This is a genomic window from Pseudoflavonifractor gallinarum (assembly GCF_014982855.1).
In the GTDB taxonomy this organism is placed as follows: Bacteria; Bacillota; Clostridia; order Oscillospirales; family Oscillospiraceae; genus Pseudoflavonifractor_A; species Pseudoflavonifractor_A gallinarum.
In genome coordinates this window covers 344,723-361,554 of the sequence record NZ_JADCKF010000002.1, presented here as the reverse complement: position 1 = coordinate 361,554, position 16,832 = coordinate 344,723, and the positions used below count along the sequence as shown (strand labels likewise).

At 60.8% G+C, this 16,832-nt stretch carries 15 protein-coding genes; 3 read left to right on the top strand and 12 right to left on the bottom strand.

The genetic code is table 11. From position 1 onward, the window contains the following. Window positions 1-278 precede the first annotated feature (278 nt). The 3 genes from INF37_RS03695 (at window position 279) to INF37_RS03685 (ending at window position 3,020) form a co-directional block, all read left to right on the top strand. Complete coding sequence (locus tag INF37_RS03695; RefSeq protein WP_193536471.1) at window positions 279-770, top strand: hypothetical protein; 492 nt, start codon at window positions 279-281, stop codon at window positions 768-770. A 176-nt stretch (window positions 771-946) separates the two neighbouring features. Further along, window positions 947-1,231 carry a hypothetical protein gene (locus INF37_RS03690; RefSeq protein ID WP_016413476.1) on the top strand — a complete coding sequence of 95 codons (285 nt, stop codon included), beginning with the start codon at window positions 947-949 and terminating at the stop codon, window positions 1,229-1,231. A gap of 85 nt (window positions 1,232-1,316) precedes the next feature. Then, entirely contained in the window at window positions 1,317-3,020 is a 1,704-nt protein-coding gene (locus INF37_RS03685; protein ID WP_193536469.1) for a recombinase family protein, read from the top strand. A gap of 130 nt (window positions 3,021-3,150) precedes the next feature. On the opposite strand, the gene INF37_RS03680 is transcribed toward INF37_RS03685, so the two are convergent. The 12 genes from INF37_RS03680 to INF37_RS03630 all read right to left on the bottom strand — a co-directional run bounded on the left by INF37_RS03680 (window position 3,151) and on the right by INF37_RS03630 (window position 16,738). Beyond that, on the bottom strand, window positions 3,151-4,080 hold the full coding sequence (locus INF37_RS03680; protein ID WP_180956917.1) for a magnesium transporter CorA family protein: 930 nt from the start codon (window positions 4,078-4,080) through the stop codon (window positions 3,151-3,153). A gap of 403 nt (window positions 4,081-4,483) precedes the next feature. Next, window positions 4,484-5,638: a cell division protein FtsZ gene (gene ftsZ / locus INF37_RS03675; protein WP_193536467.1), complete on the bottom strand. Its 1,155-nt coding sequence runs from the start codon at window positions 5,636-5,638 to the stop codon at window positions 4,484-4,486. A gap of 50 nt (window positions 5,639-5,688) precedes the next feature. Continuing rightward, window positions 5,689-6,081: a small basic family protein gene (locus tag INF37_RS03670; RefSeq protein ID WP_101693527.1), complete on the bottom strand. Its 393-nt coding sequence runs from the start codon at window positions 6,079-6,081 to the stop codon at window positions 5,689-5,691. Continuing rightward, a complete protein-coding gene (locus INF37_RS15640; protein WP_268960681.1) occupies window positions 6,081-6,437 on the bottom strand; it encodes a DUF881 domain-containing protein in 357 nt (118 codons plus the stop codon). Before INF37_RS15640 ends, INF37_RS03670 begins: the two co-directional genes overlap by 1 nt. Next, window positions 6,343-6,828 (bottom strand): DUF881 domain-containing protein, encoded by a 486-nt coding sequence (locus INF37_RS15840; RefSeq protein WP_268960680.1) that lies wholly within the window; start codon window positions 6,826-6,828, stop codon window positions 6,343-6,345. The genes INF37_RS15640 and INF37_RS15840 overlap by 95 nt, the downstream gene beginning before the upstream one ends. Before the next feature lie 40 nt (window positions 6,829-6,868). Further along, window positions 6,869-7,735, bottom strand: a complete 867-nt coding sequence (locus tag INF37_RS03660) for a cell division protein FtsQ/DivIB (RefSeq protein WP_193536465.1) — start codon at window positions 7,733-7,735, stop codon at window positions 6,869-6,871. A gap of 84 nt (window positions 7,736-7,819) precedes the next feature. Further along, window positions 7,820-9,109: a UDP-N-acetylglucosamine 1-carboxyvinyltransferase gene (gene murA / locus INF37_RS03655; protein WP_193536463.1), complete on the bottom strand. Its 1,290-nt coding sequence runs from the start codon at window positions 9,107-9,109 to the stop codon at window positions 7,820-7,822. 77 nt (window positions 9,110-9,186) lie between these two features. Further along, window positions 9,187-10,311, bottom strand: coding sequence for an undecaprenyldiphospho-muramoylpentapeptide beta-N-acetylglucosaminyltransferase (murG, locus tag INF37_RS03650; RefSeq protein ID WP_101693531.1), 1,125 nt, complete (start codon window positions 10,309-10,311; stop codon window positions 9,187-9,189). A gap of 42 nt (window positions 10,312-10,353) precedes the next feature. Beyond that, a complete protein-coding gene (locus INF37_RS03645) occupies window positions 10,354-11,574 on the bottom strand; it encodes an FtsW/RodA/SpoVE family cell cycle protein (protein WP_235964174.1) in 1,221 nt (406 codons plus the stop codon). A gap of 45 nt (window positions 11,575-11,619) precedes the next feature. Further along, the gene (mraY, locus tag INF37_RS03640; protein ID WP_193536461.1) at window positions 11,620-12,612 is read right to left on the bottom strand and encodes a phospho-N-acetylmuramoyl-pentapeptide-transferase; all 993 of its coding nucleotides are present in this window, start codon (window positions 12,610-12,612) and stop codon (window positions 11,620-11,622) included. Window positions 12,613-12,717: 105 nt separating this feature from the next. After that, window positions 12,718-14,226, bottom strand: coding sequence for a UDP-N-acetylmuramoyl-L-alanyl-D-glutamate--2,6-diaminopimelate ligase (locus tag INF37_RS03635; protein WP_193536459.1), 1,509 nt, complete (start codon window positions 14,224-14,226; stop codon window positions 12,718-12,720). Window positions 14,227-14,326: 100 nt separating this feature from the next. Beyond that, window positions 14,327-16,738, bottom strand: a complete 2,412-nt coding sequence (locus INF37_RS03630) for a penicillin-binding transpeptidase domain-containing protein (protein ID WP_193536457.1) — start codon at window positions 16,736-16,738, stop codon at window positions 14,327-14,329. Between the last annotated feature and the right edge of the window lie 94 nt (window positions 16,739-16,832).

Sequence of the window (16,832 nt, the reverse complement as noted above, 5' to 3'; positions counted from 1 at the left end):
GCCCAAGGATAGGAAGCAGAAAACGAAAACTATGACGGTTGGCGAGTATCATACGGCCGCCCGTGGCCAAAGCAAAAAACTGCAGCTCATGAACATCATCAACGACTGTATGCGCCACGCCTCCAGCCGTGAGGAATTCATTGCGCTGATGGAGAGCGAGGGCTACAAGGTACGATGGGAAGCGTCCCGGCGGAATATCACCTACACCACACCCAGCGGCTGGCAGTGCCGTGACCGCCTGCTGTTCGGGGAGAAATATCTGAAGGAGAATATGGAATATGAGTTCAGGATCAGAGAAGAAATTATCTATGGACGAACTGCTGGAGAAGAACCGACCTGCGCAGATGGCACAGGCCACACCGCAGCCTCCGACGCAGGAGCTGATACCGCCTCCCGAAGTGCATCCCACAAAAGCGGAGTGGGAGGAACTGCTGAGCAGCCTCTATGCACTGGGGCACCACACCGAGAGACAGACCGGCTATCTCAAGAAAGTCAGCGAATTGCTGGCGCAGCTCCCGACCCGGACGCAGATGGACGAGCTGCTGAAAGTGGTGAAGCATCTGGAGAAGATGAGCGAACAGGCTGGGAAGCGGAACGAGAAGTGTTTTTCTCTGTCCGGCATCAGGCTGCCCAGACTGAGTCTGCCGGACATTCCATGGATCAGCCTGCTGCTGGGACTGGCGGCCCTGGCGCTGACTGGGCTGGTGCTGTGGGTGGTGTGGTTCAGCTTAGACACACTCTGGAGCGCGGCCAAGACAATGCTCCCGTGAGGGATGCCACCACCACGCGCTACCACGCAGACAGCAAGGCCCTCCGGAAAGAACGGCAAAAGAAAATCGCCCTCGGTCACAAGGAGGACGATCATGAAGAAGAACCAACTTGGCAGCAGACCATGTGACGGTCTGCTATTTTGTTGCCCGAATTGGTTTCGGGGGAAAGGAGCGCCATGAAAAAGGCATATGAGGAATACCGTGATACCGGCATGCTGGGCGGATATGATCCCGGCGGAGCTCTGCTGCGGGAAACGGAAAGTGGAGAGGTGCTGACCAGTTTTCGTGACACCTGCTACCAACACCAGGGCGATCACATCATCAATCAGAGGGAGATGCTCATTGAAGGGAAGGTCTTTCATGTGATCTCTGTGTTCCTGATGGAGGCCACAGCGACCCCCACAGACAAGCTGCTCTCGCTCATTGACACAGACCTAAAGAAGGAAACCCACAGCGCGTAAGGTTTCCGTGGACTTGCGCAGGCCGGTGGGGTATACTGTCCGTACCCCATACCGGCTTGCCCCAGTAAAAGGAGGTTACAGAGATATGGCAAGCCAAAAATATAATATCTTATACGGAAGACTCAGTCAGGAGGATGAGCGGCAGAGGGATGACCGGCAGAAAGAGTCCAATTCCATCCACAATCAGAAACTCTTCCTGGAGCAGTACGCAGCGGATCATGGGTTTGAAAACACGCTGTTCCTGGCGGACGATGGCTACTCCGGTACAAACTTTGACCGTCCGGCCTGGAAGAAGATCATAGAAATGGTGGAACGGGACGAGGTGGAGACCATCATCGTCAAGGATCTCAGCCGCCTGGGACGAGAATACCTTCAAGTGGGACAGTACACGGAGATTTACTTTCCGGAAAAGGGTGTCCGCTTTATCGCGGTCAATGATGGCGTGGATTCCCTGGTGGAGAGCAGCAACGACTTTAATCCTATCCGTAACTGGGCCAACGAACTCCACGCCAAGGACACCAGTAAGAAAGTACGCGCCATCAAGAAGATGCAGGCGGAGCGCGGAGAGCGGCTGGGCGGCAAACCGCCCTACGGCTACAAGAAAAAGGACAAGGACTCCAAGGAGATCATCCCCGATGAGGAAACCGCTCCCATCGTGCGTCGTATCTTTGACCTGTGCGCCGCAGGGAAGGGACCGAACCAGATCGCCAGAATCCTGACCCAAGAGCAGGTGCTGAATCCGACCAACCAGTACTACCAGGCTACCGGAGCTGCCTGTACCAATCTGGATACCACCCGTCCCTACACCTGGTCCGGCAGAACCGTGGCTAAGATCCTGGAAAACAAGGTCTACATCGGGCACACGCTCAACATGAAGAAAACAACGCTCTCCTATAAAAACAAAAAGCAAATCCAGAAACCAGAGAGCGAGCAGATCCTTGTGGAGAACACCCATGAGCCACTCATCTCCATGGAGGTCTGGGAGATCGTGCAGGATGTGCGGGAGCACAAACGGCGGCCGCCCAAGCACATGGAGGAACCCAATCTGTTCTCTGGACTGGTCTACTGTGCCGACTGCGGAAAATACATGGTGCTCTGCCGGACCGAGAAAATGCGGGAGGATCAGTATTATTTCCGGTGCTCAACCTACAGTAAGCGCGGGAAAACCGCCTGCTCACCCCACCAGATCCGGGAGGCGGACCTGAAAGCCATCGTGCTGGACGACCTGCGCAGGGTCACGCACTTCGCACGGATGAAGGAGCGGCAATTCGCCCAGTACATCAACCAGAGGAACACCGCAGAACTGCGCCGAGAGATCAACCGTCTGCAGAAGGAACTGGATTCTATGCGGCGGAGATACGATGAGTTGTGTGCGCTGTTCAAGCGTCTCTACGAGGACAATGTTCTGGGGCGGGTGAGCGATGAACAGTTCCGCATGCTGTCCGCAGACTACAACGCCGAGCAAAAAAATCTGTCTGTCGCCATTCCAGCCAAGGAGGAACAGTTGGAGAAACTGAAAGCCTCAGCCGCCAATGTGGACGCCTTCATTGAGAAAGCCAAACGGTACACTACCATCGACGAACTGACGCCTGAGCTGCTGCGGCTCTTCATCCAGCGGATCGAAGTGGGCGAGCGGAGCCAAAAGTATTCCCGCTCTGCGGGACAGAGCGTCAGGATCGTGTACCGAGACATCGGCAGAGTGGACAGCCCTATGCAGGAGGGAGAGCAAGCACCGCATATCGCAAAGCAGATTACAGATATTGAAGAAATCAAGCGATTGCTGGCATAAAACACAACAGGCGGACAGCTTCCGCTGTCCGCCTGTGTGCCTGACAATTCACAAGGTTCAGAAAATGTACCTATGGGAACTATCAGAAGGCAAATGTCCTTTTCTGTGACCGTTCTTTTTTCTTATCCAATCAGAAGAGATCCCGCTTCTTCAGAATGACCGCCACGATGCCGATGATGACCGCGGTAACCGTCAGGGGGAACCACCAGAACTGCGCCAGCGGCAATCCGCTCCCCTCGATATTCATGCCGTAGAAGCTGAAGACGATATTGGGTACCGTCAGCAGAATGGTAATGGAGGTGAGCACCTTCATGATGACGTTCAGGTTGTTGGAGATGACGCTGGCAAAGGCGTCCATCATGCCCGAGATGATGGAGGAGTAGATGTTGGCCATCTCGATGGCCTGACGCACCTCGATGAGCACGTCCTCCAGCAGGTCGTGATCCTCCTCGTAGAGGGTGATGATCCGTCCGCGGAGGATCTTCTCCAGGGTGACTTCGTTGGCCTTCAGAGAGGTATTGAAGTAGACCAGTGACTTCTCCAAATCCAGCAGCTGGATCAGCTCCTTGTTCCGCTGGGATTTGTAGAGCTGCCGCTCCATGTAATTGTAGATCTTGTCGATCTGCTTGAGGTACTGGAGGAAGCGCTTGGCCACCCGCAGCAGCATATAGAGGATAAAGCTGGTCCGCTTCTGGGTCTCAGCATTGCGCACCAGACCGTCCTGGAAATCCTTGATGATGGAGGATTCCTTCAGGCAGACGGTGATGATATGCTTCTCCGTGACGATGATGCCCAGAGGGAGGGTGGAGTACACCACCGCGTCGTCCTTCTCGACGGCGGGCACGTCGATGATCAGGAGGGTCTGCCCATCCTCCGTGTCGATACGGGAGGTCTCCTCCTCATCCAGTGCGGCCCGGAGGAAGGTGGGTTCCACGCCCAACGTGGCGGCCACCGTGTTGAGTTCGTCCTCGCTGGGATAGGTCAGATTGACCCAGCATCCGTCCTGGATGGTATCCAGCTTTGTCATTTTCCCGTCAATGGTCTTGTGGATCGAGAGCAAAAAAATCACGCCTTTCCCGGCGGATGGGGTCTGTATCAACAGACAAATTCACCCGCGCGTCTGTGTTTTCGTTTCGTTTCCTGCACCCGGATAAGCGCAAGAATACCACGGCTGCACAGACAGCACGGAAAAAAGGCTCCGGCTCAGGCTCTGCGCGCCGCTGGTTGGATCTCGTTGTTCCGTTTTCGACTCCAAGGGTCGCTGCTCACGGCGCATATCACTCCTTCGCTGGCCAAGCTGATCTGCGGATCTCACTCCGCGCAGGGACCGGCCGAACAAAACCGGTCACCTTGCCATGGGGACGGCATGTCCGCCTGTCCCGTACGCTTCATTATACCTCCCACCGCGCCCGAATGCAAGGACAAAAAATGCGGCCCCGGATCACCGGGGCCGCATGGCAGAATCAGTGCTTCTGATTAAAGATCTTGAAGATATCGTCCCAGCCGTCATCGGTCATACCGGTGCTCTCACCGGCCGCAGGAGCCGGCGCGCTGGACACGGAGGAGGACACGCTCTGAGACACCGGAGCGGCGCTCACCGGGGCGGGCTCCTCCTTCTTCTCCGGAGCGGAGAAGGGCTTGTTGGAGAGGGCGCCGGGGTAGTTGTCCTCGAAACCGGTGGCGATCACGGTGATCCGGATCTCATCCTCCATGTTCTCATCGAAGGTGGTACCGAAGATGATGTTGGCGTCGGGATGGACGGCCTGGCTGACCAGACCGGCGGCGGCGTCCACTTCCTCCAGGCTCATGTCCATGGAACCGGTGAAGTTGATGAGCACGCCCTTGGCCCCGTCGATGGAGGTCTCCAGCAGGGGGCTGGAAATGGCCATCTTGGCAGCCTCCTCGGCCTTGTTCTTGCCGGCGGCCCGGCCCACGCCCATGTGGGCCATGCCGGCGTCCTTCATAACGGCGGACACATCGGCAAAGTCCAGGTTGATGAGGCCGGTCTTCTTGATGAGGTCGGAGATGGACTGCACCGCCTGGCGGAGCACGTCGTCCGCGATCTGGAAGGCGTTGAGGAAGGTGATCTTCTGGTCGGTGGCGTATTTCAGGCGCTCATTGGGGATGATGACCAGGCTGTCCACCTTGTCCCGCAGGTCCTCGATGCCCTTTTCCGCCTGCATCATGCGGCGGCGGCCCTCAAAGTTGAAGGGCTTGGTCACCACGCCCACGGTGAGGATACCCATCTCCTTGGCCACATCGGCCACGATGGGAGCGGCGCCGGTACCCGTACCGCCGCCCATACCGGCGGTGATGAACACCATGTCGGTATTCTCCAGCGTCTTGGAGATCTGGGCCCGGCTCTCCTCCGCGGCCTTGCGGCCCTTCTCGGGATCGGCACCTGCGCCCCGGCCGCCGGTCAGCTTCTCACCCAGCTGCACCTTGTAGGTGGCGCGGGACACATCCAGAAAGGGCTTGTCCGTATTGGCCGCAATGAAGTCCACGCCCTCCATACCGGTCTCGATCATCCGGTTTACCACGTTATTTCCGCCGCCGCCTACACCGATTACCTTAATGGTAACTACGCTGTCCGGCCCGGTATCCAGTCCAAATGGCATATCTGCTCCTCCTAAGTAAAACAATTCGACTCTATAAAAGTAAAAATCTGCTATTTAGTGCCGTCGAACGGCTCAGAATCAATATCTTGGTTTATTTTATCGCTCTTTTGCCTGTTGGTCAATAGCTCACGCCGGATTTCTGCAAAGTTTTGGAACATGCGGGTGCCGAACACCACCACGGCCGCCAGATAGAGGGGGATCCCCATCTTCTGTCCCAGCCAGGCCAGAAAGACCGCGATGAGGGTATTTCCAATGGCGCCGGAGAGAAAGATCCCCAGTTTGAAGTGACCCTTGATGCGGGCATTGCAGCCGCCAAAGGCCGAGTCCAGCGCACCCAGCAGACCTGCCGCCACATAGAGGGAGGAGGAGGCCGGGAAGGTCCAGGGGCACAGCCACCCCAGCAGAAGGCCCACCGCGAGGCCGATGAATTCCAGTTTCAGCATCAGCCCTCACTCCCTTCTTCCCCGGTGGCCGTGGGGGTACTCAGATAATCGGTGGGGATGGTCCCGGTATACTTCTCGATCAGGAGCTTTTCACTCATCTGTACCGTGACGTTGATCTTCCACTGGCTGAGCACATCCACCACGCCGCCCCGCATGGTCAGCGCGTTGTAGAGGGTGGTGGGATCGCCGATGGCATAGATGATGAAGGGGGCGGCAAAGCGCTTTCCGTTGACCATGACCACCGAGCCGGCACAGCGGACCTCACTGGTGGAGAGGATGCGCTCTCCATTGAAGGAGATGGCCTGGGCCCCCCGCGTCCCGCAGCTCGTTGATGACCGAGAGCAGGTCGCTGTCATGGATGAGATAGTCCGCCTCATCCCCGGTGGTGTTTTCCGCCTTGGAGTCGCTCAAGATGACGGACACCCCCGGTCCCTCCACGTCGGTCAGCCCCGCCACCATGGACAGGTACTCCACCTCCGCCTTGAGGGCGGCACTGCTCTCTCCGGAGACCGCCGCGTCCCGGTACTGCTCCAGCTCTTTCTGCGTCTCCTCCAGACGGCTCTTCAATCCGTCCCGCTCGGTGGTCAGATCGTTATAGAGCTCCTGAAGGGTCTCCAGACGGCCGGCACTGGTGGCGTCCAGCGCCGTATTGAGCTTGACGCTCTTGAGCTGGACCGCCAGCAGAAATCCCAGGACGGCAAAGGCCGCCACCACCGCGAACTCTCCGCGTTTGCGTCTCTTTGGCATATTTTCCTCCTTCTACCCCGACCGTTGGGGACAAGCTGATCTAAGTCTCCGGCGCGGGGCTTGGGCTGGGCGAGGGCGAGGCCGTGCTCTCCTCCCCGGTGGAGGAGCTCTCCGTCTCATCCCCCGGCATCCAGCGCTGGGCCAGCAGCCAGGCTTTGTTCCCCTCGGAGGGGAGGTGCAGCGTACCGCTCACCGTTCCGTTTCGGGCGCTCAATTCTTCCAGCGCCCGCTGGAGCCGCCAGGTCTGGTTCCCGAAGTCGTCAAAGAGGGGCATCTCCACCGTGAGGGTCCCCCCATAGCCAAACCGCACCACATTCTCCGCGGTCAGGTCGATAAACTCGGTCACCTGTCCGGCCATTCCTCTGGCCTGGAGGGCATTGAAGAGGGCCATAAGGCTCTCCAGCTTCTTTTGCTGCTCCTCGCCCACGGCCAGCTTGCCTCCCACCGCCGGGGAGAGCGGGTCGAGTCCGGTCAGCACCGCCCGTCCCTGGGCCAGGGAGGCATCTCCCTGCTCCAGCAGTTTTCCGCGTACATCCAGCAGCCACCAGTTCCCTCCGCTCTCCAGTACGGCCACCGGAGTGCTCTCGGTCACCTTGAGCACCAGCGTATCGGGCAGCTTGCGGCTGATGGTGATTTCATCCACATAGGGGAGCTGTGTCAATACCTTGTGGGCCATGTCGAACTTGTTGAGCTGGAAGAGGTTTTCCCCCTGCTCCACGCCGGTGGCGGCGATGATCTCCGCCTCGGAATAGCGGGTCTCCCCCACCACCACGATCTCATTGACCCGGAAAAAGACGATACAGCCCGTGACGATGGCAGCCAGGATGAGAAAAAAGGACAGCACTTTATAGAGGATGCCGAAGCGTCCCCGTCTGCGCCTTCCCCGTCGTTTTCTTCTCGCCGCCATTTGTCTGTCCTCCGCTGTTCTTCTCCTTGGTAAGCCCCGCCCCGGGAGCATCGTCCACTCCCGGGGGTCTCCCGTTCCGGTCTGCTACCGGCCGACCGATGCGGACGGCTCGGACTCCTCTTCCGCTCCGCCGCGGGTGATCTGGGCCCCCAGTTCGCCCAGGGCCTCTTCCAGGTGCCAATAGCCCCGGTCCAGATGCTTGAGACCCGTGATGACACTGCGTCCCTCGGCCGCCAGGGCGGCCACTACCAGCGCGGCTCCGCCCCGCAGATCGGCGGCCTCCACGGCCGCGCCGTGGAGCTCGGGCACGCCGCACACCACGGCCACCCGGCCCTCCACCCGGATATCGGCTCCCATCCGGGCCAATTCGTCCACATGGCGGTACCGGCTCTCAAAAATATTCTCCACGAAGAGGGTGGTCCCCTTTCCCTTGCAGAGGGCCGCCATCAGCGGGGGCTGGGCGTCGGTGGGAAAGCCGGGATAGGGGGCGGTATGGATGGGGCGGCTCCCAAAGAGGGGGGCGTCGCTGCTCAGGCAGACGGCATCCCGCTGGCTGACCACCCGGCAGCCCGCCTCCGCCAGGACCGACGTCACGGTGGAGATGTGCCGGGGGTCCACTCCGGTCACCGTCACTTCGCCTCCGGCCGCCGCAGCCGCCGCCAGATATGTACAGGCCACGATCCGGTCCCCCATGACGGTATATTCCCCGCCGTGCAGGGGCCGGCCGCCCTCGATCACCACCATGGAGGTCCCAGCGCCCCGCACGCTGGCGCCCATGGCCGTGAGGAAGCCCTGGAGATCCACGATCTCCGGCTCCCGGGCCGCGTTGCACAAAATAGTGGTCCCGGGCGCCGCCACCGCCGCCAGCATGGCGTTCTCGGTGGCCCCTACGCTGGGACGGGCAAAGATCACTTCCCGGCCCTTCAGCGCACCCCGGCAGTACAGGCGTCCGCCCCGCTCCTCGATCTCTCCCCCCAGGGTACGGATGGCCTTGAGGTGGAGGTCGATGGGACGGGGTCCCAGCTCACACCCGCCCGGAAAGGAGAGGTCGGCCTCCCCCATCCGTCCCAGGATGGCCCCCAGGAAGATCACGGAGGAGCGCATCTCCCGCATCAGGGCGTGGGGAACGTCCCAGCGTACCGGGGCTGTGGCGTCCACCGTCACGGTGGTCCCCTCCTGGGTGACCCGGCAGCCCAGATGGCGCAGGATCTCCAGAGAGGCCGTCACATCGGACAGGGGCGGGCAGTTATGGATCACACTGGTCCCCGGCGCCAGAATGGCGGCAGCCAGGATGGGAAGGGCGCTGTTCTTCGCCCCATGGACGCGGACTGTGCCGCTCAGCGGCCGTCCGCCTTCAACGATCAAAGCACTCATGGATTCCGTCCTCCGCAACATTGGTTTGTTGGTTTTACAAACCATCCTATGCAGAGCGGAACCATCGGTGAAAAACCTTATTTCCGCGTCAGAGCCAGAAGGGTCTTGTAGATCTGCTCGCTGGCATCGGGCACCGCCATGTGCCGCAGGGCCTCTCCCATGGCGTCCCTCTTCTCCTTGTGGGTGAGCAGATCGGCGGTGATCTCATAGAGCTTCTGGCCGGAGGACTCCTTCTCCGGCAGCAGCACGGCGCCGCCCGCCTCGGAGAGGACCCGGGCGTTCTTGGTCTGATGGTCGGCCACCACGTTGGGCGAGGGGACCAGCACCGACGGCTTGGCGATGGCGGTCAGCTCCGAAATGGTGGAGGCTCCCGCCCGGCAGAGCACCAGGTCGGCCGCCGCCATGACCACCGGCATGTCGTAGATATACTCCCGCACGTCGATGGAGGGGTGATCCTTCAGATCCACACCCAGCTCCTTCAGCGCGGCGCACACGTTCTTATAATCCCGGCCCGCGCCGTGGATGTGATGGAAGGGCTCCCCGGCCTTGCACTCCAGGGCGATGAAGTCGGCCATCTGCCGGTTCATCACCGACGCGCCCAGGCTGCCCCAGACCGAGACCACTACCGGCCGCTCGTCGGTGATGCCCAGCTTGGCACGGGCCTCCTTGCGGGTGTACTGGAAAAAGTCTCCCCGCACCGGGGTCCCGGTGACCACGACCTTCTCCGGGCAGTCGTAGTGGCTGCGGCTCTCCTCAAAGCCCACCATCACCTGATCCACCACCTTGGACAGGGCCTTGGTGGTCAGGCCGGGCACCGCGTTGGACTCGTGGACCGCAGTGGGAATCCCCTTGGCCGCCGCCGCGTTCACGATAGGATAGGAGGCATAGCCACCTGTCCCCACCACCAGATCGGGCTGAAATTCCTTCAGGATCCGCTGGGCCTGCTTCTTGGAGCGGCCCATGTTGACCACAGTCTTCAGGTTGTGTCCGATGGCCGCGGGGGTAAAGGAGCGGCGGAAGTTGGTGATGGTCACCGTGCGCAGATCATAGCCCTCCTTGGGCACCAGACGGGTCTCCATGCCGCCGTCCGCCCCCACGAAGAGCACCTTGCAGTCCGGGTCCCGAAGTTGAAAAAGCCGGGCCAGCGCCACAGCGGGATTGATGTGTCCGGCCGTGCCGCCACAGGTAAAGAGTACGTTCATCTTTCTCACAACCTTCTTGATTCTCTGTATCTTGCACCGGTGCTATCCCTGCTTGGCTGCCGGGATCTGACGGGATACGCTCAATACCATCCCCATCTCGGCCAGCTGGATCATCAGGGCGGTGCCGCCGTAACTGAAAAATGGGAGAGAAATGCCTGTGGTGGGAATGAGGTTGGTCACCACCGCGATGTTCAGAAACACCTGTCCGGCCAGCAGCGTTATGATACCCACTACCAGCAGCGCGCCGAACCGGTCCCGGGCGTGGATGGCGATCCAGAAGCCCCGGATGATGAGCAGCGCGAAGAGGAAGAGGATCACGCAGGCCCCCACCAGCCCCAGCTCCTCACAGACCACCGCAAAAATGAAGTCGTTCTCGGGCTCGGGCAGGAAATCAAATTTCTGCCGGCTCTTGCCCAGGCCCACACCCAGCAGGCCGCCGGAGCCGATGGAGAGCAGGGACTGGATGATCTGGAAGCCGTCTCCCCGTCCGTTCATGCCGTCGTTCCAGGGGTCTCTCCAGATCTTGATACGGGTGGACTGATAGCCGCTCATCATCAGCAGGAGCAGCCCGGCCAGGCCGGCCGCGCCGCCCACAAACCAGTAGAGCTTGATTCCCGCCGCAAAGAGCACCGCCGCGCCGCCCAGCATGATGAGGATGGTACCCGACATATGGGGCTCCAGCATCATAAGCACCGCGATGGAGAGCAGGATGGCCCCATAGGGCACCAGCTCCAGAAAACCGGTCCGCTGCAGCGCAGTGAGCGGACCGCTCCAGTAGGAGCGGGGATTGATCCGCCGGGGTTTTTCCGTGTTGCGCTTACAGAGCCGGGCAGAAAAATACATGATGACGCCGATCTTGGCCACCTCAGAGGGCTGAAAATTGATGGGGCCGATCTGAATCCACCGCTGGGCGCCCACCGTGGCCTTACCAAAGCCCAGCGGGGTAAAGACCAGCAGCAGCAGCACATAGGCCGCGCCCAGCACAAAGACCGACATCCAGCGGAAGGACTGATAGTTGATCTTGGTGACCACATACATGGCCACCAGTCCCGCCACCGCAAAGCCCGCCTGCTTGACAAAATAATAGGTAGGGTTATTATGGGCCGTCTTGGCGTCATAGAGCGCCGTGGCATAGGAGGCGGAAAAGACCATGACCACGCCGATCACGGTCAGCATGACCACCAGCATCAGAAAGGGCAGGTCCACCGGCCCGCGGGCCAGCTGTTCCTCCACGGTCAGGTCTCGCTTGTGTTTCCGCGCCAAAGAATCGCCTCCTTGCTCTTGGCCCCGCCCGGACTTCCGGGCAGATTATACGGGAAAACGGTTGGCCACACCCAGGTAGGCCAGCACACAGAATACCACAGTCACGCTGGTAAAGACCACCACCAGCTTGACCTCGCTCCAGCCGCCCATCTCAAAGTGGTGATGGAGGGGCGCCATGCGGAAGATCCGCTTGCCATGGGTGGCTTTGAAATAGGTGACCTGGATGATGTCGGAGAGGGTCTCCGCGATGTAGATGATCCCCACCAGGATCAGGATCAGGGGCATATCCAGCGCGAAGGCCAGGCCGCACACCATGCCGCCCATGAAGAGGGAGCCGGTGTCGCCCATAAAGACCTTGGCCGGATGGAAGTTATAGATCAGGAAGCCCAGCAGTCCGCCCACCAGAGCGCCGGAGACCACACCGATCTCCCCGCGGTCCCACTGGACCGCCACAACGGTGAAGAACATGGCCACCGGCACGGTGACACTGCTGGACAGGCCGTCGATTCCGTCCGTAATATTCACGGCGTTGACCGTGCCCACCATGACAAAGGCGGCAAAGACCATATAGACCACCCAGGGCAGCTGGAAGGTCACGTTGACAAAGGGGATGTAGAGATCGGGGCTCAGGTACCCCTCATTGCGCAGCAGGATGGTAAACACAATGGCAGCCGCCAGCTGAAGGAGGAACTTGGGTCCGGCAGTGAGTCCGGTGTTCTCCTTTTTCTTCACCTTCATGTAGTCGTCCAGAAAGCCGATGGCGCCGAACACCAGCGCAAACAGATAGGTATACAGACCGCCCAGACGGCCCGCCATCAGGTCCTTCCAGCCGATGACCACCAGCACCACCGCGATGGCGATGATAAACATCAGTCCGCCCATGGTGGGGGTCCCCTGCTTGGTCATGTGCCAGGTGGGACCGATCTCCTTGATGGCCTGCCCCGCCTTCAGCCGGCGCAGAACCGGGATCAGCAGCCGGCCCGCCACGGCGGACACCACGAATCCCAGAAGGATGCTCAGGACAATACTCAAATCCATTCTTTTGAACCTCCGTACCTCTTTGTAATAAACCTGGATTCACTCACAAAGACGTATTTTATCACACACACGCTGGTATTTCCACCAAAAGGGCGGAGAAATATGTCACGAAATATCCCGCCCCGCAGAGGGGTTCTCTCCCCCTTTTGCCATGGCGGCCACCGCCGGGGCGTCCGGGGGGAAGCAGGAGGCCACCTCCTCCCGCTCATCCAGGTGGAAGCGGATGCCCCCCACCTCCTGGTAGGTCTCATGTCCTTTCCCGGCCAGGACCACGGTGTCCCCCGTCCGGGCCAGGGAGAGGGCCAGCCGGATGGCCCTGCGCCGGTCGGGCTCCACCCGCCAGGGGGCTCCGGATGGGTCCATGCCCCGGAGGATGTCATAGATGATCTCCATCGGCTCCTCCGAGCGGGGATTATCCGAGGTCACCACCGCCAGATCCGCCAGGGCCGAGACCACCGCTCCCATCTTGGGGCGCTTGGCCCGGTCCCGGTCTCCCCCGCAGCCGAAGAGACAGATCACCCGTCCCGCCGTAAAATCCCGCACCGTAGTGAGGATGTTCTCCAGGGCATCCGGGGTGTGGGCATAGTCGATGAGAACAGTGTAGTCAGAGGGGGTGGGCACCACCTCAATGCGGCCCTTGACCCCCTGGGCGTGTTCCAGCGCCTGGGCGATCCCGTCCAGGGGAAGCCCCAGGACCAGGCCGCATCCGATGACGCCCAGGGCATTGTAAATGGTGAATCCGCCCGGGATAGGCAGATGAACCCGGGAAATTCCGCCCCGGATCACCGCCTCAAACTCCACATGTCCCGGGAAAAGCCGGATACACTTGGCCGTCAGGTCGGCGCTGTCCTTATTTTCCGAATAGGTGTAGCAGGGACAGGGGGCTGTGGCGGCGTAATACCGCCCGGCCTCGTCGTCCAGATTGACCACCGCCTGCTCACACTGCCGGAAGAGCAGGCCCTTGGCCGCCCGATATGCCTCCATGGTCCCATGGAAGTCCAGGTGATCCTGGGTGAGATTGGTGAAGATCCCCACTGCAAAGGAGATCCCCGCCACCCGCTGGAGGACCAGCCCGTGGGAAGAGACCTCCATCACCACATGGCTGCATCCGGCGTCTGCCATCTCCCGCAGGAGCTTCTGGACCTCCCAACTCTCCGGCGTGGTGCGCTGGGCCGGCAGGCTCTCCCCGCCGATCATATTCCGGTTGGTGCCGATGAGCCCCACCCGGGCCCCCAGCACCTCCTCCAGAACTTCCTTGAGCAGATACGTGGTGGTGGTCTTGCCATTGGTCCCGGTGACGCCGATCACGGTCAGCTCCCGGGCCGGGTGCCCAAACCAGTTGGCCGAGAGTGCGGCCAGGGCCGCGCGGGCGTCGGGCACCGTGATCCACGGTCCCTCCCCCTCCGGCGGGTGCTCACACACCACACAGGAGGCCCCCCGCTCCACCGCTTCCCAGATAAAGCGGTGTCCGTCGGTACGGCTGCCCGGCAGAGCCACAAAGAGCTCCCCCGGCTGCAGCGTCCTGGAATCGTAACAAATTCCTGAAATTTCCATTTTAGAGTCAAGCGACGCCCCCAAAGGGGCGACGCCGGCCAGAAGCTGGCGTAATCTCATACTGTCACCCCTTTGGGTTTGTCGCTTCCATTCACTCTATGTATGGATTCTCTCTAAAATGTCTGTGAGATCTATTTTTTATCTATGGTTTGGTATCGGGTCAGATGCCGGTCCCGGCACCGCCGCTGGCGGTGCTCTGGATAAAGTGGACCTCCACCACGGTGCCCCGCTCCACCTGGGTTCCGGCCGTGATGGTCTGGCTCTCCGCCTTTACATCGCTGCCCACGGTGAGACCGGTGGATTTGAGGTAGAGCCCCGCGTTGGTCATGGCGGTCTGGGCCTGCTCCCGGTTCATTCCCACCACATTGGGCACCGTCACCTTGTCGGTGGGCTTCTCCACGCCCATGTATAGGATGACCTGGCTTCCGCCCGGGATGGCCACACCCTGGGCCGGGATCTGGGCGGTGACGGTATCGCCCTCTCCTTCCACGCGCACATCCAGTCCGCTCTCCTTGAGGCGGGCTGTCGCGTCGGCCTGGGTCATGCCCAGCACGGAGGGCACCACCATATCCATGGCCGCCTTCTCCTCTTCCGTATACTGCTTGGCGACTCCCATATAGTCCAGGATATCAGTGAGCAGTTTGCCCGCCTGGGGGGCCGCCATGCTGCCGCCGCTGATGTACCAGCCGCCGGCCGTGGTGTTGGCGCCGGGGGCCACCGGCTTGGGGTTGTCATAGGCCAGCAGAACGATGACCTGGGGATCGTCCGCCGGGGCAAAGCCCAGGAAGGACACGATGGTGTGGTCCTTCTCCTCGGTCTCGGAGGAGCCGGTCTTTCCGCCGATCCGGTAGCCTGCCACATAGGCGCCCTTACCAGTGCCCGGCGGCTTGACCACGCCCTCCAGAATGGAGCGGCAGCGCTCGCTGGTCTGCTCGCTGATGACCTGCCGCACCTCGGTGGGCTCGGTATGCTGGAGGATGTTCCCGTTGGCGTCGGTGATGCTCTCCATCACATAGGGCTTCATCAGGTGTCCCCCGTTGACCACCGAGGCCGCCGCCGTCAGAAGCTGGATGGGGGTCACCTTGAACCGCTGTCCAAAGGAGGCCGTGGCCAGGTTGGTGATACCGTTGGCGCTGGTAAAGAGGTCCTCGGACCAGAACACGCTGTAATTGGGCTCTCCCATCATGTCGATGCCGGTCTGGGAGAGGAACCCGAAGTCCTCCACATACTCATAGAACTTCTCCGCCCCCAGCCGCTGCCCGATGGCGATGAACGCCGGGTTGCAGGAGTTGGCCACCGCCTGGGCCAGGGTCTGGGTCCCATGTCCCGTCCGCTTGGAACACTTGATGGTCCGGTCGGCCACGGTGGCCGATCCGGTACAGACAAAGGTGTCGCTCTCGCTGACCACGCCCTCCTCCAGGGCGGCGGCCAGCACCATGGATTTAAAGGTAGAGCCCGGCTCATAGGGCTCGTTGATGGCCTTGTTGCTCCACTGCTCATAGAGCAGCTCCGTGCTCTGTTTGGAGCGCTCCTCGTCGCTCAGGCTGGAGTCGTTCTTGATGGCGTCCAGCTTGGCGGAGAGGACCGGGTCGCTGATGGTACGGGGATTGTTCAGGTCATAGGTGGGCGAGTTGGCCCAGGCCAGGATGGCCCCGGTCTTGGGGTCCATGGCGATGGCAAATCCTCCGTCCTGCACCTCAAATTTCTCGATGCCCTCAGCCAGCACCCGCTCGCAGTAGTACTGGATGGTGGCGTCGATGGTCAGGTGGAGGTCGTTGCCGTCAATGGCGTCCTCATAGTCCTCATACCGGTAGAGCATCTGGGTTCCCCGGCCATTCTTGGCGGTGACCACACGGCCCACCTTGCCGCCCAGCTCCTCGTCATAGATGGCCTCCATGCCGTAGGCGCCGTGGCTGACCGTGTTGTTCTCATAGTTGACCCAGCCGATGACCTGGGCCGCCAGGCTGTTGTTGGGGTAGTAGCGCTTGGAGCTGGGCTGGACATAGATGCCCTCAGAGAGGCCGTTTTCCGAGGCATAGCTCCGGACCTGGTCGGCCACATCCCGCTCCACCTGGGACTTGATGACCTCATAGGCCGAGTTGGTCTTGGCCAGGCGCTTGAGGATCTCCTCCTGCTCCACCCCCAGAATGGCGGAGAGATTCTCCGCAATGGACTCATTCGTGGGCTCCGGATAGTCCGGCATGAGCTTTTCCCGCTTCTCCGGGTCGCTCTCTGCCTGGGCCTTTTCCACCTTCTCCCGGTATTCCTGCTGCCGCTCGATGATCTCCCGGGGGGCAAGCTGGATATAATAGGCCTCGGCGCTCATGGCCAGGGGAGAACCCTTGCTGTCATAGATGGTCCCCCGGTTGGCGGTGACGGCCTGGTCCCAGGTCTGCTGATCCAGCGCCTTGGCCTCCAGCTCGTCATGCTGCACGATCTGAAGGCTGTAAAGGCGGATAAACAGCGGGATAAAGGCCACCACACCGCACACCACCATCAGGAAGAGGGTGCGCATCAGGATGGTCCGGTTGGCTTTTCGGTCCGGCTGCGGTCGTTTTTTGTCATTTCTCATGCCGTTCTCCTTGATATACTGCATGAGGGCGTAAGAAAAGTGAAATTTTCTTACGCCCTCGCCGGAAGGCTGCCAATCCTGGGCAGCCCGGTTC